Source organism: Actinoplanes couchii (assembly GCF_016862075.1).
Taxonomy (GTDB): domain Bacteria; phylum Actinomycetota; class Actinomycetes; order Mycobacteriales; family Micromonosporaceae; genus Actinoplanes; species Actinoplanes couchii.
Window position 1 is genome coordinate 41,818 of record NZ_BOMG01000104.1, and the last position, 19,873, is coordinate 61,690.

General features: G+C 70.7%; 20 protein-coding genes and 1 pseudogene. 12 read left to right on the forward strand and 9 right to left on the reverse strand.

The window, feature by feature from the left end; genetic code table 11:
- Positions 1–23: 23 nt before the first annotated feature.
- Complete coding sequence (locus Aco03nite_RS42200; protein WP_203806800.1) at positions 24–413, reverse strand: MerR family transcriptional regulator; 390 nt, start codon at positions 411–413, stop codon at positions 24–26.
- Between the two features lie 73 nt (positions 414–486).
- Between Aco03nite_RS42200 and Aco03nite_RS42205 the strand changes: the two genes are divergently transcribed.
- The gene (locus Aco03nite_RS42205) at positions 487–1,317 is read left to right on the forward strand and encodes an enoyl-CoA hydratase/isomerase family protein (RefSeq protein WP_203806802.1); all 831 of its coding nucleotides are present in this window, start codon (positions 487–489) and stop codon (positions 1,315–1,317) included.
- A gap of 67 nt (positions 1,318–1,384) precedes the next feature.
- Here Aco03nite_RS42205 and Aco03nite_RS42210 read toward each other — a convergent pair whose 3' ends face one another.
- Positions 1,385–2,023, reverse strand: coding sequence for a C39 family peptidase (locus tag Aco03nite_RS42210; RefSeq protein ID WP_203806804.1), 639 nt, complete (start codon positions 2,021–2,023; stop codon positions 1,385–1,387).
- A 162-nt stretch (positions 2,024–2,185) separates the two neighbouring features.
- Here Aco03nite_RS42210 and Aco03nite_RS54390 point away from each other — a divergent pair, with 162 nt between their 5' ends.
- Entirely contained in the window at positions 2,186–2,314 is a 129-nt protein-coding gene (locus Aco03nite_RS54390) for a hypothetical protein (protein ID WP_275415960.1), read from the forward strand.
- A gap of 227 nt (positions 2,315–2,541) precedes the next feature.
- On the opposite strand, the gene Aco03nite_RS42215 is transcribed toward Aco03nite_RS54390, so the two are convergent.
- A complete protein-coding gene (locus Aco03nite_RS42215) occupies positions 2,542–3,576 on the reverse strand; it encodes a bifunctional NAD(P)H-dependent oxidoreductase/GNAT family N-acetyltransferase (RefSeq protein ID WP_203806806.1) in 1,035 nt (344 codons plus the stop codon).
- Positions 3,577–3,607: 31 nt separating this feature from the next.
- Between Aco03nite_RS42215 and Aco03nite_RS42220 the strand changes: the two genes are divergently transcribed.
- Together Aco03nite_RS42220 and Aco03nite_RS42225 are read left to right on the forward strand one after the other, a co-directional pair.
- Positions 3,608–4,042 carry a MarR family winged helix-turn-helix transcriptional regulator gene (locus Aco03nite_RS42220; RefSeq protein WP_203806808.1) on the forward strand — a complete coding sequence of 145 codons (435 nt, stop codon included), beginning with the start codon at positions 3,608–3,610 and terminating at the stop codon, positions 4,040–4,042.
- A 150-nt stretch (positions 4,043–4,192) separates the two neighbouring features.
- On the forward strand, positions 4,193–4,828 hold the full coding sequence (locus Aco03nite_RS42225; protein ID WP_203806810.1) for a hypothetical protein: 636 nt from the start codon (positions 4,193–4,195) through the stop codon (positions 4,826–4,828).
- 43 nt (positions 4,829–4,871) lie between these two features.
- On the opposite strand, the gene Aco03nite_RS42230 is transcribed toward Aco03nite_RS42225, so the two are convergent.
- Complete coding sequence (locus Aco03nite_RS42230; protein ID WP_203806812.1) at positions 4,872–5,660, reverse strand: hypothetical protein; 789 nt, start codon at positions 5,658–5,660, stop codon at positions 4,872–4,874.
- Entirely contained in the window at positions 5,660–5,980 is a 321-nt protein-coding gene (locus Aco03nite_RS42235; protein ID WP_239145893.1) for a PadR family transcriptional regulator, read from the reverse strand. The genes Aco03nite_RS42230 and Aco03nite_RS42235 overlap by 1 nt, the downstream gene beginning before the upstream one ends.
- A gap of 79 nt (positions 5,981–6,059) precedes the next feature.
- Here Aco03nite_RS42235 and Aco03nite_RS42240 point away from each other — a divergent pair, with 79 nt between their 5' ends.
- Positions 6,060–6,911, forward strand: a complete 852-nt coding sequence (locus tag Aco03nite_RS42240; RefSeq protein ID WP_203806814.1) for an LLM class flavin-dependent oxidoreductase — start codon at positions 6,060–6,062, stop codon at positions 6,909–6,911.
- 64 nt (positions 6,912–6,975) lie between these two features.
- Here Aco03nite_RS42240 and Aco03nite_RS42245 read toward each other — a convergent pair whose 3' ends face one another.
- Positions 6,976–7,188 (reverse strand): hypothetical protein, encoded by a 213-nt coding sequence (locus Aco03nite_RS42245; RefSeq protein ID WP_203806816.1) that lies wholly within the window; start codon positions 7,186–7,188, stop codon positions 6,976–6,978.
- Positions 7,189–7,643: 455 nt separating this feature from the next.
- Here Aco03nite_RS42245 and Aco03nite_RS42250 point away from each other — a divergent pair, with 455 nt between their 5' ends.
- The 5 genes from Aco03nite_RS42250 (at position 7,644) to Aco03nite_RS42270 (ending at position 16,875) form a co-directional block, all read left to right on the forward strand.
- Positions 7,644–13,601 (forward strand): non-ribosomal peptide synthetase, encoded by a 5,958-nt coding sequence (locus Aco03nite_RS42250; RefSeq protein WP_203806818.1) that lies wholly within the window; start codon positions 7,644–7,646, stop codon positions 13,599–13,601.
- On the forward strand, positions 13,598–13,819 hold the full coding sequence (locus tag Aco03nite_RS42255; protein ID WP_203806820.1) for an MbtH family protein: 222 nt from the start codon (positions 13,598–13,600) through the stop codon (positions 13,817–13,819). The genes Aco03nite_RS42250 and Aco03nite_RS42255 overlap by 4 nt, the downstream gene beginning before the upstream one ends.
- Entirely contained in the window at positions 13,819–14,550 is a 732-nt protein-coding gene (locus Aco03nite_RS42260) for a sulfotransferase-like domain-containing protein (RefSeq protein WP_203806822.1), read from the forward strand. The genes Aco03nite_RS42255 and Aco03nite_RS42260 overlap by 1 nt, the downstream gene beginning before the upstream one ends.
- Positions 14,551–14,620: 70 nt before the next feature.
- On the forward strand, positions 14,621–16,276 hold the full coding sequence (locus tag Aco03nite_RS42265) for an ABC transporter ATP-binding protein (RefSeq protein WP_203806965.1): 1,656 nt from the start codon (positions 14,621–14,623) through the stop codon (positions 16,274–16,276).
- A 77-nt stretch (positions 16,277–16,353) separates the two neighbouring features.
- A complete protein-coding gene (locus Aco03nite_RS42270) occupies positions 16,354–16,875 on the forward strand; it encodes a hypothetical protein (RefSeq protein ID WP_203806824.1) in 522 nt (173 codons plus the stop codon).
- Positions 16,876–16,884: 9 nt separating this feature from the next.
- On the opposite strand, the gene Aco03nite_RS42275 is transcribed toward Aco03nite_RS42270, so the two are convergent.
- Complete coding sequence (locus Aco03nite_RS42275) at positions 16,885–17,412, reverse strand: GNAT family N-acetyltransferase (protein ID WP_203806967.1); 528 nt, start codon at positions 17,410–17,412, stop codon at positions 16,885–16,887.
- Positions 17,413–17,456: 44 nt separating this feature from the next.
- Here Aco03nite_RS42275 and Aco03nite_RS42280 point away from each other — a divergent pair.
- Positions 17,457–17,633: pseudogene (locus Aco03nite_RS42280) on the forward strand (IS982 family transposase); the annotation flags it as partial.
- Between the two features lie 226 nt (positions 17,634–17,859).
- Here the strand turns inward: Aco03nite_RS42280 and Aco03nite_RS42285 are convergent.
- Both Aco03nite_RS42285 and Aco03nite_RS42290 read right to left on the reverse strand, forming a co-directional pair.
- Positions 17,860–18,420: a hypothetical protein gene (locus Aco03nite_RS42285; protein WP_203806825.1), complete on the reverse strand. Its 561-nt coding sequence runs from the start codon at positions 18,418–18,420 to the stop codon at positions 17,860–17,862.
- Positions 18,421–18,557: 137 nt separating this feature from the next.
- Positions 18,558–19,013: an SRPBCC family protein gene (locus Aco03nite_RS42290; protein ID WP_203806827.1), complete on the reverse strand. Its 456-nt coding sequence runs from the start codon at positions 19,011–19,013 to the stop codon at positions 18,558–18,560.
- 57 nt (positions 19,014–19,070) lie between these two features.
- Between Aco03nite_RS42290 and Aco03nite_RS54395 the strand changes: the two genes are divergently transcribed.
- Positions 19,071–19,706, forward strand: coding sequence for a TetR/AcrR family transcriptional regulator (locus tag Aco03nite_RS54395; protein ID WP_203806829.1), 636 nt, complete (start codon positions 19,071–19,073; stop codon positions 19,704–19,706).
- Positions 19,707–19,873 lie beyond the last annotated feature (167 nt).

Below are 19,873 nucleotides of genomic sequence, written 5' to 3' on the forward strand. Positions count from 1 at the left end.
GCCGGGCGGGTGCCGCTGCTCAGCTACGCCTCCAACGGCTGCCCGGGCGTTGACGGGCTGCCGTTCCGGCGCGCGCGGTTGTAGGTGATCAGCTCGTCGAGGGACCGCAGGGTGCGGTTCAGCCCGGCGATGTCGGTGCGGAGCTTGTCGCGGACCTCGACCAGCCGTCCGAAGGCGGCATCGCTGGTCTCGTCGCTGGGGGACTCCAGGCAGGGCAGCACTTCGAGGATGACCTGACTGTTCAGGCCGGCGGTGTAGAGCCCCTGCAGGTAGTTGACCCGGTCGACCTCGTGCTCGGTGTAGTTGCGGTGCCCGCCGGAGCTGCGCTCACTGGACAGCAGCCCCTGCTGCTCGTAGTAGCGCAGCGACCTCGTGCTGACTCCGGTGCGTTCGCTGAGCTCGCCGATCCGCACGGGATCCTCCTCCGGTGGGCTGCGCCACAAGTCCTTGAATCTGACATGGATGTCAGGATCTAGCGTAGCCCGCATGACAAACCCGCAGTTCACAGCCCTCCGTGTCGCCGTCGACTCCGGCGTCGCCACCGTCACCATCGACAACCCGCCACTCAACCTGCTCGACGTCGCACTGATCACGGACCTGAACACCTTTGCCGACGGTGTACGCGACGACGAGGCCGTCAAGGTGATCGTGGTCGAGAGCGCCGACCCCGAATTCTTCATCGCACACGGCGACGCCCACTTCGTCGACCGCCCGGAGACCTTCGCCGCTCTCGCCGAGGGATTCGAGGGCCCGCTGAACCCGATGCAGGCCCTGCACGAGAAGCTGCGTGCCCTGCCCCAGATCACCATCGGCAAGATCGCCGGTTTCGCCCGCGGCGGTGGCCACGAGCTGCTGATGGCGCTCGACCTGCGCTTCGCCGCGATCGGCCGGGCCCAGGTGGCGCAGCCCGAGGTGCTGCTCGGCATCCTTCCCGGAGGCGGCGGCACCCAGTACCTGACCCGGCTCACCGGCCGCGCCCGCGCGCTGGAGCTGCTGCTGGGCGCCCCACTTGTCGACGCCGAGCTGGCCGAACGTTACGGGCTGGTCAACCGGGCACCGCCCGCCGACGAGCTCGACGACTTCGTCAGCGTCCTGGCCCGCCACATCGCCGGCCTGCCCACCGAGGTCATCCAGGCGGTGCGCGCCGCGGTCGACGCCGCCCTCACCGGATCGTACGAGGACGGCCTGGCGCTGGAGAACCAGCAGCTCGGCAAGTTGTTCACCGCCGAGGCCGCCCAGCGGACGGTGGACCTGCTCAAGGCCGGCTACCAGACCCGCGAGGGCGAGAAACGGCTCGAACAGATCCTGCACGGCTGAACGGACCCCGAAAGACCGCCGTCCGTTGTCCCGGTCGCCCCCGATGACCCCGACGACCGGGACACCCTTAGAAGTGGAGGTACGCCTTCTTCACCAGCTGGCACAGATAATCGAATCGGATGCCGTACGTGGGATCCGGATCGAACTCGGGCAGGCCGGAAGCCGGGTCGATGATGTAGACGATCCGGTTCCCCGGCTCATAGCCGTAGATCACGAACCAGTGGTCGACCTCGGACGAGTTGTTCCAGTCGTCGGGCCGGTACGGGCTGTACGCCGGCACCACCACGTTCACGATCGGCGGCACCCAGGCCCCGATACCGTTCGTGATCCGCTGCCAGAACTGCTCCCGCAACGCGACCGAACTGCGCAACCCGCCCCGGGACTCGACGTCCTCGAGGTCGTAGGTGTCCGCACCGAACCAATGGTTCGCGCCGCTCAACATCTGGTGGCGGTTCGTGCCGCCCGAGTTGGTGCCGACGTACGACGCGAGCGAGGTCTGACTGGGCAGATCGGAAGCGTCGTCGTGCCAGGCGGAGATCGCGATCCGCAGGGCCGCCGGCCCACACCAGTAGTTGCGCTGCTGCCGCTGCCAGATCAGCGGAATCTTCACCGGTGCGGCCTGCGCCGCGCCGGGAAGACTCAGCGCACCCACCCCGGCAGCGGCTGCTCCCAGCATCGGAAGGGTCAGCAACCTACGTCGGTTCATCGATGGTGTCCTCTCGACGATCGTCACCGGCGGTCCGGCGACCGCCACCTCCCACCGTGCGGATCCATCTGTCCCCGGCACAGCCCTATCTGTCCCCCGGACCAGCGGCGAGACAGATGACGTCGGGGCGGGGCGCGCTCCGACGTGTCGTACGGTGCGCGGATGACAGGGGAAGTGCCCGAGCTGCTGGCGCTGCTGTCGGTGGAACGTGACTTCCACCGGCGTGGGGAGATCCGCCGCGATATCGAGAAGACGCCGGATGCCGCGACGGTGGTGCGACGCCTTCGGTGATCGTGCTGATGAAGCCCGGGCGACCGTCGAGCGGTTGAGTGCGGATGGCGGCGAGGTGCGCGCGTTCTCGTTCAGCGCGTACAACAACGGGACCGCGTGGTTGGTTGCCAGGAACGGCGTCACGGTACGTCGCTACAGCATTTTCGATCCTCAGGACACGGCTGGTGACCCGCTGCCGATCGAACAGGACTGGATGGCCGCGATCTGCCGCCTGGCCGGTACGAAATCTAGGCGCCGGAACCGGCCGGGATGCTCTTGGCCAGATGTAGGACGGCGCCGGAGCCGGGTGGCGTCCGGGTGACGTAGCCTTCGCGCTGGTAGAGGGCGATGTTGCGGTGGCTCTTCGCGCCGGTGGACAGCAGGATGCGGGTGCAGTCCGGGTCGGCGGCGGACTCGGCGGTGTGCAGCAGCCAGCGGCCCACGCCCCGGCCGCGCAGGTCGGGGGTGACGGCGAGGCGGCCGATGTGCCAGTCGGTTCCGGTGCGGCGGGTGCGGACCATGCCGACGAGGCGGCCGCCGATCCAGAGGCCGGTCGTGGTCCAGTCCGGCAGCCATGCGCGGACCTCGTCCACCGACTCGTGCAGGGCCGGGATGTCCAGGGTGTCGTTCTGGAGGGCCTCGTCCACCCAGCAGCACCGCTGCAGCACGGTGACGTCGGCCGCGTCGTCGGCGGTGAGCCGTGTCGTGCGGGAGCCGGGCAGCGGCCCGGCCGACGATTCCCGCCGCATCGGGCGCAGGGCGTGGGCGAGGCGGACCAGTTCGTCGAGCAGGCCGACGGCGGCGGCGTCCCGGGCAGGGTCGGCGGGCGTGCCGATGCGGATCGCGACGGTGGCGCCCAGCGGGACCATCCGCAGCGTCGTCACCACCTGTTTGGCGTGCTGGACCGCCCGGGTGCCGGCCGAGGTGTGGCCGTAGCTGACAAAACCGATCGGTTTCCACGCCCACTCACGGCTCAGGTAGTCGAGGGCGTTCTTCAGCGCCGCCGGCATCCCGTAGTTGTACTCCGGCGTGACCACCACGAACCCGTCCGCGGCGTCCACCATCGCACTCCAGCGCCGGGTGTGCTCCTGCCGGTAGACGCCCGTCGAGGGGTGTTCCTCCTCGTCCAGGAACGGCAGGTCCAGATCGGCGAGGGCGACCGGCACGAGTTCCGCGGTGTCCGGGCCGACGGTGTCGGTGAACCACTGCGCCACCGACGGGCCGAGGGCTCCCGGCCGGGTGGAGCAGGTCAGGACCAGCACACGGACCTTTTTCGTTGACATGGAAACGAAGGCTAGATGCTAGTTTGATTCCATGTCAACGAAATGGTTGAGCCCTGACGAGGACCGGGCCTGGCGGGCGTACCGGCGGGTGATGGTCGCCGTTCAGACCAGCACGGCCCGCGACCTGGCGACCGCCGGACTGTCCGAGCCCGACTACGAGGTGCTCAGCACCCTCTCCGAGCGGCCCGCGAACACCAGCACCCTCGGCGAGCAGGCCGACAAGATGGGCTGGTCCCGCAGCCGGCTGTCCCGGCACGCCACCCGGATGGAAGCCCGCGGCCTCCTGTCGAGGGCCCCCGACCCCGCCGACGGCCGGGGTTGCCTGCTCACCCTCACCCCGCAGGGGCTGCTCGCCCTGGAGGGCGCCGCCCCGATCCACGTCGCCTCGGTCCGGCGCCACCTCATCGACAGGCTGACCCCGGAAGACCTCACCGCGCTGGTACGAATGGCCGAGCGCCTGGACTAGACGAAACCGGCCCGGGCCAACGGCGAGCCGGGCCACGTTCGAGTGTTCGTCACCTTCTGTTCCCGCCCCGGTGGCTCGACGGGGCGGCCCGGCCACCCGCGCCCGTGATCACATGAGTCGATCAAGCAAACGTCACGGGGAGGCTCCATCATGCGGCGACTGGCTTCGGCTCTCGTCACGCTCGCTCTCACCACCGTTGCCACCGCGGTTGCGCTGATCGCCGGTTCTCCGGCGAACGCCATCCCGGTCGGCGGGTGGTACATGCTCGTCAACGACTACTACGACGGGACCTCGGGCTACGACGGCGGTGTGATGTGGTGTCTGAGCACGAACTCGGAGACCTCACCGAGTGGCGCGGGCACCCATCAGCTCTACCTGGCCACCTGTGACGCGGACGTCCCCGGCCAGTGGTGGCGGTTCGACGGCAGCGGTGACACCACCATCGAGAGCTGGCGTAAGTACAGCGGCTACCCCTACGACGTCAGCGGCAACACGTCACCGGTTCCCGGTGGCGACCAGAACACCTTCGGCGCCTTCTCAGCCCGGTCGAGCAGCGCGAAGGGGCACGGATGGGTCGTCTACACCGTCCGTGGTGGCGCGACGAACCGCTACATGTTCGAGAACGGCTTGAGCGGCCAAGGCCTCAGCGTCTCGCACAACGTGAAGTACACCGCCTCGACCTGGCGGGTCTACACTTCCCGGATCCCGAGCCCGGCGGCGCCGGTGGAACAGCAGGTGTGGCGCTTCTTCCAGCCGGTCGCCTACCCGCCCGCCTACTCCGCCTGACCGGGAAGCCGGGGCGGGACGGCAGGGCGGGACGGCGGGTCGTTCAGTCGCGTAGCCAGATGCCCATGTCGTAGCCGAAGGGTGTCTGGTAGACGACGGCCACGACGGCGGTCAGGGCGGCCAGGATGCCGAGGGCGAGCCGGCGCCGGCGGGACAGGCTGGCCCGGCGGGTCAGCAGCGGGAGGGTGGCCAGGGCCAGCATCGCCTGGCCGAACCCGTCCCGGCTGAGCACTGTCAGGTAGAGTGGGAGCACCTGCGCCCACGCCAGCACGATCATGGCGGTGCCGAGGCCGATGAGGCCGAGCCGGTGCCCGACACCCCGGCGCCGTTCGGTGCAGGCCAGCACGAAGGCGACGAGACCGGTGGCGGCGGAGAGCACGTAGGGGAGGGCGCCGGACAGGGCGCCCCAGAACAGCACCGCGGCCGGCGGTAGCGCCACCGGGTCCGGGATGCCCTGCGCCCATCCCCACAGGTCGGCGTCCGGGTTGTTGCTGACGATCAGGTACGGGACCAGGGCGGCGGTCAGCCAGCCGCTCACACTCCAGGCCATCATCGTGGCGAGCAGTCGGGAGGCGGTGATCGCGGCCGTGGTCCCCGAGGCGGCGGCGTTCAGGACGCTCTCGTGCCCGCGTGCCGCGGCGCGCAGCATCGGCAGAGTGCGGATCGCCCCGAGCAGATAGCTGCGCCGGGCGGCCGGGTCGTGCGCCATCGTCAGCAGGTCGGCGGCCCATTCACCGCGCTGGCGTTCCCGGAAGGCGGCCGGGAGCAGGGCGCCGAGCGCGCGGATCCAGAGCCGGTCGGCGCGGGGGAGTGCGGCGTGGGCCTCGGTCATCACGCGATCCCTTCCGCGGGGCGAGCCACACGCGGGGCGCGGCGTCGGCGTACGGCCTCGGTCCATTGCCGGGAGGCCGCGAGGCCTTCCGCGGTGAGCAGGTAGTAGCGGCGCCGGGGCCGTCCCTCGACGTGCGGGTCGATGTCGTCGTCGCGGCTGGAGAGCCATCCGGCGCTCTCGAACGCCACCAGGATCGGATAGATGGTGCCGGGTTCGAGCCCCGCGTGCTGGGCGAGTTCGAGGCCGTACCACTCCCGCCCGGGGTCGTCGAGGAACGCCTGGAGCGCGAGGAGCCGCGGTGTCGTCATCCGAAGGGCCATGCCCGAACTCTACATAGCTATGGCTAGTTCTTCATAGGGGGTCGGTTTATGGAGATCGGCGACCGGGAAGCGGTCCTCTATGGACATCGGAATCGGACTACCCAACCAGGTACGTGACGTGACCGCCTCGATCATTCCCCGCTGGGCACGCCGGGCCGAGGAAACGGGCTTCGCCACCCTCGGCAGCACCGGCCGGTTCGCCTATCCAAGCGTGATGGACACCGTCGCCCTGGCCGCCGCGGCCGGGGCCACCAGCACCATCAAGCTGATCAGCCACGTGCTGCTGGCGACCACCTGGCCGGGTGTGCTGCTGGCCAAGGAGGCCGCCTCGATCGACGGGGTCTCCGGCGGCCGTCTCACCCTCGGCCTCGGTGTCGGCGTCCGCGAGGACGACTTCGTGGTCCCCGGCCACGGGCCACGCGGCCGGGGCGCCCGGATGGACCAGGACCTCGCCACCTACCGGGCGGTGTGGGCCGGTGAACCGGTCGCGGGCGGCGAGATGCCCGTCGTTCCGGCCGGCACCCGGCAGGTGCCGATGCTGTTCGGCGCGATGAGCCCGGCCGCGTACCGGCGGATGGCCGAGTCGTCGGACGGCTTCATCGCCGGGACGATGCCGGCGTCCATGGCGGGCGAGGCCTTCGACGGCGCCCGCGCCGCGTGGCAGGCCGCCGGGCGCACCGGCAAGCCCCGGCTGGTCGCCCTGAACTACTTCGCCCTCGGCGACCCGGACCGCGGCCTGGCCAACGTCGGCGACTACTACGCCGCCACCGGCGACTACCGGGACCTCGCCGTCGCGGGCGTGCACACCGATGCGGCCGGCCTGCGCGACGCGATCAAACAGTTCGACGACCTGGGCGCCGACGAACTGATCCTGATCCCGTCGACCGACGACCTGGACGAGGTGACGCGCCTGGCCGACATCGTCCTCTGAGCGCGGGCGAACCCGTCGGGGCTCCTCGGCGAGATCCGAGGAGCCCGCCCGGTCCCGCCGCCGTTCACGAGGCGTCGCGTCGCTCACGGAGCAGCGCCCGCACGTCGCCGGCGATCAGCACCGCCGTCCCGACGACCACGCCGGCGCCCAGCACGGCCAGCCACACGTCGCCCGCCTGCCACGCCCAGAAGGCGAGCAGCGGCGTCAGCACCAGCCCGATCACCCGCAGCATCACCCGAACCCGGCGTGATCCCGCAACCGCAACGAAGTCACCCATCGAAGAACCCCTTTCCGGTACGCGGTACCGGCCGGCACCGCCGCACACCGATGAGCATGCCGATCCCGCCCACCCCGGCGCGTCCGGCGATCGACAGACACACGTGTGACTTTCGTTGACAGCGGCACCGTGCGGTCGGAAATCCGATTCGGAGACTTTCTCGGTTTCCTTACACCCCGGTCTGCATGCGGAATACCGAGCGTGACCGTCCACGTGACAGCGGCACGTACCGTGTCGGTGGATCACGCCGGGGTTCGGGTGGGCTGATCCGCAGGTGGTGGGGTCTGCGGCCCGGACCGCGCGGGGCTGTCGATGACGGCGACGCGGCAGGAGCACATTCTGTGTAGCGCAATCGTCATGATATTTACCATCTTGCCACCTATTCGGCTTTCCTCCACAGTGGCGGACTGTGCGCGGCGTTAACGATCGTCGCAACTGTCAACGAGGAGGCCGTAGTGCTCGCATCACCGCAGGGCGATCCGTGGACGCTTCCGGAGCTGTTCGCCGCGCGGGTGGAGCACGGGCCCGCCGAGACCGCCGTGGTGTGTGACGACGCCCCGATCTCCTTCGCCGACCTGGACGAACGTTCCAACCGCCTCGCCCGCCTGCTGATCGACCAGGGCGTCGGCCCCGAGGTGGTGGTGGCGCTGCGGATGCCCCGCTCGGCCGAGTTCGTGGTCGCCGCCGTCGCCGTGTCGAAGGCCGGCGGTGCCTACCTGCCGGTGGACGTGGCCTACCCGGCGGTGCGCGCCGAGTTCATGATGGCCGACGCCCGGGCACGCTGCGTGGTCACCACCGCCGGCACCCGCCTGCCGGGCTCGCCGGCGATCACCGAGGTGGTCCTGGACGACCCGAAGACCACCGGCGAACTGGCCGGGCTGGACGGCGGCGCCGTGCGCGACACCGACCGCCACGAGCCGCTGCTGCCGGACCACGCCGCCTACCTCATCTACACCTCGGGCTCGACAGGCGTGCCGAAGGGCGTCGTGGTCACCCACGCCAGCGCCCGGAACCTGGTCCGGTCCCAGACCGAGATCTTCCGGCTCGGGCCGGGCTCCCGGCGGCTGCAGTTCGCGTCGGTCAGTTTCGACGCGTCGGTGTCCGAGGTGTGGACGACCCTGCTGTCCGGCGCCGCCCTGGTGGTGACCGACCGGTCCCGGCTGGTCCCCGGCCCGGAGTTGGTCGATGTGGTCCGCAGCCGCGGGGTCACCCACGTGACGTTGCCGCCGTCGCTGCTGCCGGCCGTGGAGGACGCCGGGGGACTGCCGGAGCAGGTGACGCTGATCGTGGCGGGGGAGGCCTGCCCGCCGTCGGTGGCGGCCCGCTGGTCCCGCGAGCGGCGCATGTTCAACGCGTACGGCCCGACCGAGGCCACCGTCGCGGCGACCGTGAGCGACCCGCTGACCGGCGACGGTGTCCCGCCCATCGGGCGGCCGCTGCCCAACGTGCGCGCCTACGTGCTGGACGACGACCTGCGCGAGCAACCGGCCGACGTCCCCGGCGAGCTGTACCTGGCCGGCACCGGGGTGGCCCGCGGGTACGCCGGCCGGACCGGGCTGACCGCCCACCGCTTCGTCGCCGACCCGTTCGGCGCACCCGGCGAGCGGATGTACCGCACCGGTGACGTGGTGCTGCGCCGCCCCGACGGCCAACTGGAGTACCGCGGCCGCGCCGACGACCAGGTCAAGATCCGGGGCGTCCGGGTGGAACCGGGCGAGATCGAGTCGGCGCTGATGAGCCTGCCCGGAGTGGGCCAGGCCGTGGTCGTTCCGCACGGCGACGGCGCGGATCGCCGCCTGGTCGGCTACGTGGTGACCGACGCCGGAGGCCCGGACGAGGCCGCGCTGCGCCGGGACCTGGCCGGCCTGGTGCCGGAGCATCTGGTGCCCTCGGTCCTGGTGCTGCTCGACGTGCTGCCGGTGACGGTGAACGGCAAGGTCGACCGCAAGGCGCTGCCGGATCCCGCCGCCGCGACCGGCCGCCGTGACCACGTCGCCCCGGTCGGCGCGGTGGAGCAGACCCTGGCGCGTCTGTGGGAGGAGGTCCTCGGGGTGGAGCGGGTCGGCCGCACCGACGAGTTCTACCGTCTCGGCGGCCACTCGCTGCTGGCGACCCAGCTGGTGAACCGGGTCCGGACCACGATGAACGTCGAACTGCCGGTCCGCGACCTGTTCGAGACCTCGACGCTGGCCGACCTCGCCCGGCGGGTGTCGGTGCTGAAGACCGGCGTCCGGCCGGTGCTGCGGCGCCAGGTGCGTTCCGAGCGGGTGCCGCTGTCCTACCCGCAGCAGCGGATGTGGCTGACCGCCCAGCTGCGCGGCAGCGACGGGGCCTACCACATCCCGGTGGTGGTCCGGCTCGACGACGGCCTCGACGAGCGCGCGCTGCGGGCCGCGGTCACCGACGTGGTCCGCCGGCACGAGCCGTTGCGGACCCGTTTCCCGGTGCTGGACGGGCAGCCGTACCAGCAGGTGGTGCCGATGGCCGAACTCGGTGACCTGCTGGTCCGCGAGCCCGTCACCGCCGGCGGGTGGCAGGACACCGTCCAGCGGGTGGTGCGTGCGGGCTTCGACCTGACCACGCAGATCCCGCTGCGGGCGCGGCTGCTGGAGATCGGCCCGGACGAGTTCGTCCTGGTCCTGGTCCTGCACCACATCACCGCCGACGGCGGATCGATGAAACCGCTGATGCGTGACCTGTCCGAGGCGTACGAGCGGCGCCGTGCCGGCCGGTCACCGGGGTGGACCGAACTGCCGGTGCAGTACGCCGACTTCGCGATCTGGCAACGCGACCTGATCCGGCTCGCCCGCCCGCAGATCGCGTACTGGCGCGACCTGCTCGCCGGCGCCCCCGACGAGATCGCGCTACCCGCCGACCGTGGCCGCCCCGCCGAACCCACCTACCGCGGCCGGTCGGTGCCGGTGTCGCTGCCCGCCGAGACCCACCAGCGGGTGGCCGACGCGGCCCGCCGGCACGGCGCCACCGTCTTCATGGTGCTGCAGTCGGCGGTGGCCGCGCTGCTGCACCGCCTCGGCGCCGGCACCGACATCCCGCTCGGCTGGCCGGTGTCCGGCCGGGTCGACGAGGCCCTGGAAGATCTCGTCGGCTTCTTCGTCAACACCGTGGTGCTGCGCGCCGACCTCACCGGCGATCCGTCGTTCGACCAGCTCATCGGCCGGGTCCGGGAGCAGGATCTGCTGGCCTTCGGCAACCAGGACGTGCCGTTCGAGAGTGTGGTGGAGGAGCTGAACCCGTCCCGGGTGCCCGGCCGGCACCCGCTGTTCCAGGTCATGGTCGCCTCCCAGGTCGGCCGGACCGCGAAGTTCGGCCTGGACGGGGTGCGCTCGGAGCGGATCGGCGTGGGATCCGGCTCGGCGAAGTTCGACCTCAGCGTCCAGTTCGTGGAGTTCCTCGACCAGGACGGCAGACCCGGCGGCATCGGCGGCGAGGTGATGTACGCCGGTGACCTGTTCGACCACGACACCGCCCAGCGGATGGTCGCCATGCTCGGCCGGCTGCTGACCGAGGCGGTGGCCCGGCCCGGCGTACCGATCAGTGTCCTGCCGTTGATGAGCGGGCCGGAACGGCTCGCGGTCGAAATGATGAGCACCGGCGAGGTCCGCGACCGGGGCGCCCGGCTCTGGCCACACCAGCTGATCCGGGACCAGGCCCGCCGGCAGCCGTACGCGACAGCGGTACGTTTCGAGGGCGCCGACCTGTCGTACCGGGAACTGAACCGCCGTGCGAACCGGCTGGCGCATCGCCTGATCGGGCTCGGCGTGGGCCGTGACGTCCTGGTCGGCGTGAGCGTGGAGCGGAGCTTCGACCTGGTCGTGGCGGTCCTCGCGATCGGCAAGTCGGGGGGAGCGTTCGTCCCGCTCGACCCGGACCTGCCGCCCGCCCGCCTGGCCTCGATGATCGCTGACATCGGCGTCCGGGCCGTCGTGACCCACGCCGCCACCCGGGACCGGCTGTCCGGTCACGACCACCTGCTGCTCGACGTCGGCGATGCCGCGAACGAGCCGGTTCACGACCCCGATGTGGCGGTGGACGCCGAGGACGCGATGTACGCGATCCACACCTCCGGCTCGACGGGCACCCCGAAGGGCGTGGTGAACGTCCACGCGGCGGTCAGCAACCGGATCGCCTGGATGGACGACCGGTTCGCCCTCGGCGCCGAGGGCCGGGTGCTGCAGAAGTCACCGATCACCTTCGACACCTCGGTCTGGGAGCTGCTCTGGGCGCTGACCAACGGGGCGACCCTGGTGATGGCCCGCCCCGACGGCCACCGCGACCCCGGCTACCTGGTCGACCTGATCCAGCGCGAACAGGTGACCTTCGTCGACTTCGTCCCGTCCATGCTGGAGATGTTCCTGCGCGAACCCGGCGCCGCCGGCTGCACCAGCCTGCGCCACATCATCGCCGGCGGCGAGACCCTGACCCACAGCCTGCGCCGCCGCTTCGCCGAGGCGCTGCCCGAAACCCGGATCCACAATTTGTACGGGCCGACCGAGGCCGCCATCGGGGTGACCAGCTGGCTGTGCGGTGACGACGACGAGGGCCGCAGCGCCCCGATCGGGGTGCCGATCGCCAACGCGCGGGTCTACCTGCTCGGCCCGGACCTGGACCATGTGCCGCTCGGCATGCCCGGCGAGATCTACATCGCCGGGCGCCCGCTGGCCCGCGGCTACCTGAACCGGCCGGCCCTGACCGCGCACCGGTTCGTCGCCGACCCGTTCGTGCCCGGCGAGCGGATGTACCGCACCGGTGACCGGGCCCGCCGCCGGTCCGACGGGGCGATCGAGTTCCTCGGCCGCGACGACGAACAGGTCAAGATCCGCGGCGTACGGGTCGAACTCGGCGAGGTGGAGGCCGCGCTGCTCGGACTGCACGGTGTCGAGCAGGCGGTCGCGATGGTGCACGGCGACGGTGTGGACAAGCGCCTGGTCGCGTACGTCACCGGTTTCGACCCCGACCCGGTCCGGCTGCGCCGGCAGATGCCCGCGGTCGTGCCCGCACACCTGGTGCCGTCGACATTCGTGGCCATGGACGCCTTCCCGGTCACCGTCAACGGCAAGGTGGACCGCCGCCGGCTGCCGGATCCGGGCAGGGCCGACCGCGAACGGGCCCACGTGCCGCCGGCCGGCCCGGTCGAGGAGTTCCTGGCCGAGGTGTGGCGGGACCTGCTCGGTGTCGACCGGGTGGGCCGCGACGACAACTTCTTCGCGCTCGGCGGCCACTCGCTGCTGGCGATGCAGATGGTCAATCGGATCCGGACGCTGATGCGGGTGGAACTGCCCTTCCGGTACGTCTTCGAGAGCCTGACCCTCGCCGACCTGGCCGAACGGGCCGGCGACCTGCCCCGGCTGCCGGACGCGCCGCCGGAGCAGAAGTCGGCCGAGGACCGGATGCGTGCCCTGGTCGCCCAAGCCCTGGGCGTCGACACGGTGGCCGCCGAGGACAACCTCTTCGACCTCGGCGGCGGCCGGGAGACCGTCGAGGCGCTCACCCGGGCCATCGAGGCGGAGTTCGGAGTCGCCGTCAACCCGCTGGTGGTCTCCGCGGTGCCGACCGCGAAGGACCTGGCGACGTGGCTCGCCGACGAGCCCGAGGAGGCGACCCTCGACGTGGTGGTGCCGCTGCGCACCGGGTCGAGCCCTGTCTCGCTGTTCTGCATCCATCCGCTGGGCGGGCTCAGCTGGCTCTACTATCCGCTGGTCAACGCCATTCCGAAGACCTTCGGCGTGTACGGGGTCCAGGCCCGTGGACTGGACCCGGGCGAGCAGTTGCCGGCGACCATGGCCGCGATGGCCGCCGACTACGTGCAGCAGATCCGCCTGGTCCAGCCGGAGGGGCCGTACCACCTGCTCGGCCTGAGCACCGGCGGGGAGATCGCCCACGAGATGGGGGTGCAGCTGCAGCGCGCCGGCCATGAGGTGGCCCTGGTCGCGATGCTCGACGCCCGCCCGACGCCGTACCGCCCGGTGACCCTGGTCGAGCGGCTGAACGCCCTCGCCCACCACTTCGACCTCAACCTGCCCGCCGCCGAGCGCCCGCACCTGACCGGCGACATCCTCTACGAGCACCTGCGGGAGAGGCAGGGGCCGTACTCGTTCCTGATGCGGCAGAAGGGGCGGGCCACCGTCGACTTCTACGAGAACCTGATCAAGATCGCGGACAGTCACCGGTTCTCGGTCTTCGAGGGCGACATCCTGTTCGTCGAGGCGGTCGCGGCCCGGCCCGAGGAACACCACTTCGCACCGCTGTGGCGCCCGTACGTCTCCGGATCGGTCGACGTGATGGCCCTGGACTACAAACACCGGCAGCTCGCCCGGGCCGAGGTGCTGCAGATCATCGGCGCGCGGGTGGCCGAGCACCTGCGCCTCACTCCTACCGAAGGGCCGACGGCATGACCAACCCGTTCGAACGTACCGACATCGATTTCTTCGTGCTCGTCAACGACGAGGGACAGCACTCGCTCTGGCCGGAGGTGATCGACGTGCCGGCCGGCTGGCGCACCGTCCACGGCCCGGACAGTCGCGACGACTGCCTGGCCTACGTCGAGAAGTCCTGGTGGGACATCCGCCCGGCGAGCCTGATCGCCCGGATGTCCCCGGCGGGGGACGCGTGATGGACGCGAACCTGCTGTTCCTCTGGGGCACCCCGCGGTCGATGTCGACGGCGTTCCTGCGGATGATGCTGGAACGCGGCGACCACGAGGTCTTCCACGAACCGTTCTCCAGCATCGTCGTGCAGGGCTGGACCACGGTCGGCGACCACAAGGTCTCCAGCCACGACGAACTGTCCCGGCACCTGGAGGAACGCGCCCGTGACCACCCGGTGTTCGTCAAGGAGACCACCGAGTACGACTACCTCACCAACGGCGGGGACCACATCCCGTCGGTGGGACGGCACACCTTCATCATCCGCGACCCCCGGCGGGTCATCCCGTCGCACTACGCGATGAACCCGGAGATGGTCTGCGCCGAGATCGGCTACGGCCACCAGGTGGCGCTGGCCCGGCGGGTCCGCGAGCTGACCGGCGTCCGGCCGTACGTGGTGGAGGCCGAGGACCTGCTCACCGACGCCCGCGGCACTATCGAACGCTACTGCGCGGGCGCCGGCATCCCGTTCCTGGAATCGTCGCTGTCCTGGCAGCCCGGCGACCAGCAGGTCTGGAGCCGCACCTCACCGTGGCACCAGGACGCCGCCGGCAGCACCTGCTTCACCCGCTCCGACCGCGCCTACCGCTCCACCACCGACAACGACCGGTTCCTGTACGACTGCTACTGGCACCACCGCCCGCACTACAACGTCCTGCGCAAGTGGGCCCGTACCCAGCACGCGGTGAGCGTTGTCTGACACCACCGACGTCTCTCCGCGTCGTATCGCCCGGCTGTTCAAGCCGCACTGGCCCCGGCTGAGCGCGGTGATGGCCATCATCGTCGCGTCGTCACTGGTCAACATGGCCACCCCGTTCCTGGTACGGGAGATCATCGACAAAGCGCTGCCCACCGGGAACGTCCAGCTGCTGATCTGGCTGGCCGTCGGCCTGATCATGGTCGCCGTCCTCACCGCGGTCTTCGGCATCACCCAGACCTGGATCGCCACCGGCATCGGCCAGCGCGTCATGCACACCCTGCGGGTGGACGTCTTCAGCCACCTGCACCGCCAGTCGGTGGCGTTCTTCACCCGCACCCGGGCCGGTGAGATCCAGTCCCGGATCACCAACGACATCGGCGGCATGCAGGCCGTGGTCACCTCCACCGCCACCTCGATCGCGTCGAACCTGACCACGGCCGTCGCCACCGCGATCGCCATGCTCGCCCTGAACTGGCAACTGTTCCTGGTGTCGATGCTGGTTCTCCCGCCCGCGCTGCTGCTGGCCCGCCGGATGGCCCGCCTGCGCAAAGAGATCACCGGCAAACGCCAGCGCGAACTCGCCGACCTCAACGTCATCGTCGAGGAGAGCCTGTCGATCAGCGGCGTACAACTCAGCAAGATCATGGGAACCGGCCCGGCCCTGATCGAACGCTTCTCCGGCTCGTCGGCCCGCCTCGTCGAACTGCAGTTGCGCGCCCAACTCGCCGGACGCTGGCGCGGCGCCACGATGAACATCATGTTCGCCACCATTCCCGCGCTCATCTACATCAGCGCGGGTGTCGTGCCGGGCGCCGCCGACCTGACCATCGGCACCGTGGTGGCGTTCACCGCCCTTCAGGGCCGGCTGTTCCAGCCGATGACCAGCCTGCTCGACGTCGGAGTCACCTGGACCGCGTCGACCGCGCTGTTCGCCCGCGTCTTCGAATACCTGGACCTGCCGATCGAGATCGACGACCCGATCCTGCCGATCAGCCTGCCCCGGCCGGTCCGCGGCCACCTGCGGTTCGAGGACGTCAGCTTCACCTACCCGGACAACGAGAAACCCGCGATCAGCGACATCCACCTGGACGTGCCGCCCGGCTCCTCGCTGGCCCTGGTCGGCGCGACCGGCTCGGGCAAGAGCACGGTGGCCGCCCTGATCATGCGGCTCTACGACCCCACCGCCGGGCGGATCACCATCGACGGCTTCGACCTGCGGGCGCTGCGGCTCGAGGAACTCGTCGGCGTGATCAGCATGGTCGGCCAGGAGACGTACCTGCTGCACGCCTCGGTCCGGGAGAACCTGCGCTACGCCCGGCCCGACGCCACCGACGAACAGGTGGAGTGGGCCGCCCGCACGGCACAGGTCCACGACGTGATCACCGGGCTGCCGAAGGGCTACGACACCATGGTCGGCTCGCGCGGTCACCGCTTCTCCGGCGGCGAGAAACAACGGATCGCGATCGCCCGTACGCTGCTGCGCGACCCGCCCATCCTGGTATTGGATGAGGCGACCAGCGCCCTGGACAACTCGACCGAACGAGCGGTACAGACCGCCCTGGACGCGCTGGCCCGCGGCCGTACCACGGTCACCATCGCCCACCGCCTGTCCACCATCCGCAACGCCCACCAGATCGTCGTGATGGGCGACGGCCGTATCCTGGAGGTGGGCACCCACGACCGCCTGATGGCGATCGGCGGCTCCTACGCCACCCTGACGACCTGACGGGCCTGGCGCCGGGGCGGCAGCGGCTGCCATGATCGGCTCATGGTGATCGGCTGATGGTGAACGGTGCCGCCCCCGTGACGGGTGATGTGATGTTCGGGTGGTCGCCGTGGCGTCACTGGGCCGCGGCGACCGCGACGGGCTTCCTCGCGGCGGTCGCCGCATGGACGGCCATGTCCCTGCTGCTCTGGGAACCCGGCGGCCGCCTCGTCGCCAACGCCGTTTTCGTGACTGTCTACACGATCGGCTTCGCCACGTTCTCCCTGCTGTTCGCCCGCGCACGCCCGGCGTGGCTGAGGTTCGGCGACGACTGGATCGACCTGGCCGCCGAGGGCCGCGACGCGGCCGTGGTGCCCTACCCGGCCGTGACCGGTGCCCGCGTCCGGTGGGTGTGGCCGGTCGCGATGCTCGACGTCACCGTGGCCGCCGCCGACGAATCACAGGTGCTGCGACTGCACCGCGGCGGCCGCCGCCCGCTACGCAAGTACAAGGCCGATCAACTGCGCTTCTCCATGCCGATCGCCGGCCTGACCGCGTCACCGGCAGACATCCGCGCCGAACTCCACCGCCGCGGCCTCGGCGAACAGCGGTCCGGCTGACCATCGGCGTCAGAGCCCGATCCAGTAGCGTCGCTTGCGCCCGACAGGTGTGTCGCGCACGTCCTCGAGCACTCCGCCGTTCTTCTCGATCACCCGTGCCGATGCGGCGTTGTCCTCGTCGCAGGTGATGAGCACGGAGCCGAGACGTTGTCGCCGAGCCGCGTCCAAAACCTCGGCGAGCGCCCAGCTCGCCACGCCGTGACCCCGCGCAGAGGGCCGAACGCTGTAGCCGATGTGGCCCGCCGCCTGGAGCAGGAAGTCGGTCAGCGCGTATCGCAACGAGATGGTCCCGAGCACGAAGTCCTCGGGACTGACGATCCACCAGTACGCGGCATGCACCAAGCCGGTGGCCGGCGGCCGGCTCTCGTCGCTCTCGCGGTGCAGCCGCGCCACCCACTCGGCGAAACCGGACGGCGAATCGAGGTCGTCGCCAGGGCGCAGACCGCTGCCGGGCTGGTGGACGCCGATGCCCCACTCGTCGCGCGACGCCAACCATGCCGCACGTAGTTCCGTCGTCGGGCTGATCAGCTTGAGCACGGACTTCAACCCCTCTTCTTCCTGTACGCCGTAAGCCGCCCTTCGAGTCGGTCAACGACACGTTGAAAGGCCAACTCGACCTCGAACTACACGGCGGCCGCAGCATCGAAGGCGTCACCGTCCGCATCGCCCAGCGCATCCTCGCCATGACCGCCGCGATCTGGCACAACCGCACCACCGGTCAGCCCCTGACCAGGTCACTGATCGCCTACGACCACTGACCCCGGTTAGGACTTACTCGTCTAGATCCACTGACGTGACCGATCCTCATCTTTCACGCCAGCGAGTGATCACTGTCTACCGCGAACCCGGAGAACGATCTCCAAACGGATCCAACGCATAGATCACGTCGAACAGTTCGTGACCGCCCTCCGAGAATCACGGCTTCAGGAGCGGGTGCGCAACCCCGGCCGGGTTCGGAACGCGGCGCCGGCGTCCCGTCGGTGATCAGTGGCCGAGGGCTGCCTTGATCAGGGAGACGGCTGCGGCCGCTGCCGCGAGCAGGACACCGGAGAGCACTGGCCAGCCGCGGGCCCGGTCGGACGGGCGCAGCCGCTCGATGATCAGGCCGACCAGGCTCATCCGGATCAGCAGGTAGATCTCCGACGCGGTCACCGCAGCTCCCGCCTCGATCGAGCCTCTGCTGCCGGCCAGCAGGAACAGGGCCGGGACCAGCGCCGACGAGAAGATCGGCAGCGCGTCCCGCAAGCCGCGCACGAACCCGCCCGGGGCCGGGGGACGGTCGTGCGCGCGGTGGCCGACCAACTCGGCGAAGACGTGCGCGATGTACGTCGACGCCGCCACCCCCAGCACCACCAGCGCGGCGTGGCCGTGCCGGACGGTGTCGGCGGTGAACGGCACGATGGTGGCGAACGTGATGATGTTGCCGTACACGTAGGCGGAGATCCTGGCCGCTGCCTGCTCCCGCGGCAGCGACGGATCGGCCCGGAACCGGACGATGCCGAGACCGCCTGGATGCCGCCGGCGCCGATCGCTCGACCGGCTCATGTGACGGACCGCGCGATGCGCACGGAGGGGATGCGGGATGCCATGCGCGGCGCAGTACCCGGCCGCGACAAACTTGAAAACCACGACCATTTTGTACGGTCGGAGCAGAGCTCTGCCCCGTCACCGCGACGAGGGCCTCACCCGAGGCCGCCCCGCGGGCTCCGGGCGTATGCGAGCGTAGCGGGAACACCGACAGCCAGCATCCTGCGCCGCACTCTGCCCAGCAACCGCGACATGAAGAAGCCGCCTACCCCCGTAAACCCGGTGTGCGCCCAGGTGAAACGGGTGCCGGCCGGAGTCGGCTCCAGCGTGTAGGTGACGAAGGTCGGCGCGTCGCCCTCGTCCCCGACCCAGGTGTAACGCAGCAGCCGGGGCGCCTGCACCTCGAGGATCTCGCAGTCGACGATGCCCCGCCACACCGGCGTCTTCTCGGCCACGAACCGGAACCGGGTGCCCGGTGCGAGCACGAACCCCTCGGGCCGCCCGCCCTTGCCGGTGGTGGTCCAGCGGCCCATCAGCTCCGGCTCGGTGAGGACGGCCCAGACCTGCTCGATCGGGTGCGGATAGTCCTGCACGATGCGGTATTCGCTCATACCGCCGAACGATATTTACCGTCACTGTAAAAATCAAGTGAGTGTAGAATTCGGGGCATGGCTGGGCTCCGCGAACAGAAGAAACAGCACATGCGGCGCACGCTGTCCGACACGGCGGCGGCGCTCTTCCTGGAGCGGGGCTTCGACGGCTTCCGGATCACCGACGTGGCCGAGGCATGCGGAGTGTCGGAGAAGACCGTCTACAACTACTTCCCGACCAAGGAATCCCTGATCATGGACCGCCTGGAGGCCACCGCGACCGCACTGCGCACCGCGATCACCGGCCCCGGCGATCCGCTGGACGCCTGCCTGGCCATGCTCGCCACCGAGCGCGCCGCCACCGCCACCGCCGCCACCGCCGCCACCGCCACCGCCACCACCGCCACCACCGCTGGCGGCGGCGACCGCTACCGGCGCTTCGGCGACCTGCTGCGCGCCACACCGTCCCTGCGCGCCTACCGCAGCGAGATGCACGACCGTTTCGTCACCATCGCCGCCGAAGCCCTGTGCCACCGGACCGGCCTCCCGCCCGGCGACCCCGGAGCCGAGATCGCGGCCCACGCCCTGATCGGCCTGTGGCGGGTCCAGGCCGACAGCCTCCGCCGCCACGACGACCAGGCCCGGACGGCCGCCGACATGACCCGGGCGGCCGAGATCACCCGAGCCGCCCTGACCGCCCTCCGCCCAACGTGACCCGGGCGAGCGCTGGGGGTCGTCGCGTTCAGCATGTCGCTGCCGGCCACCCGGGTCGCGGCCGAGGCTCCCGAGCCGCTCCCTTTCGACCCAGCCTCCTAGGACGGCCAAGGCCGTGAGGGGCGCGCCACCGCGGCGAGACCGCGCGAGGCGACAGCGGGCAGCAG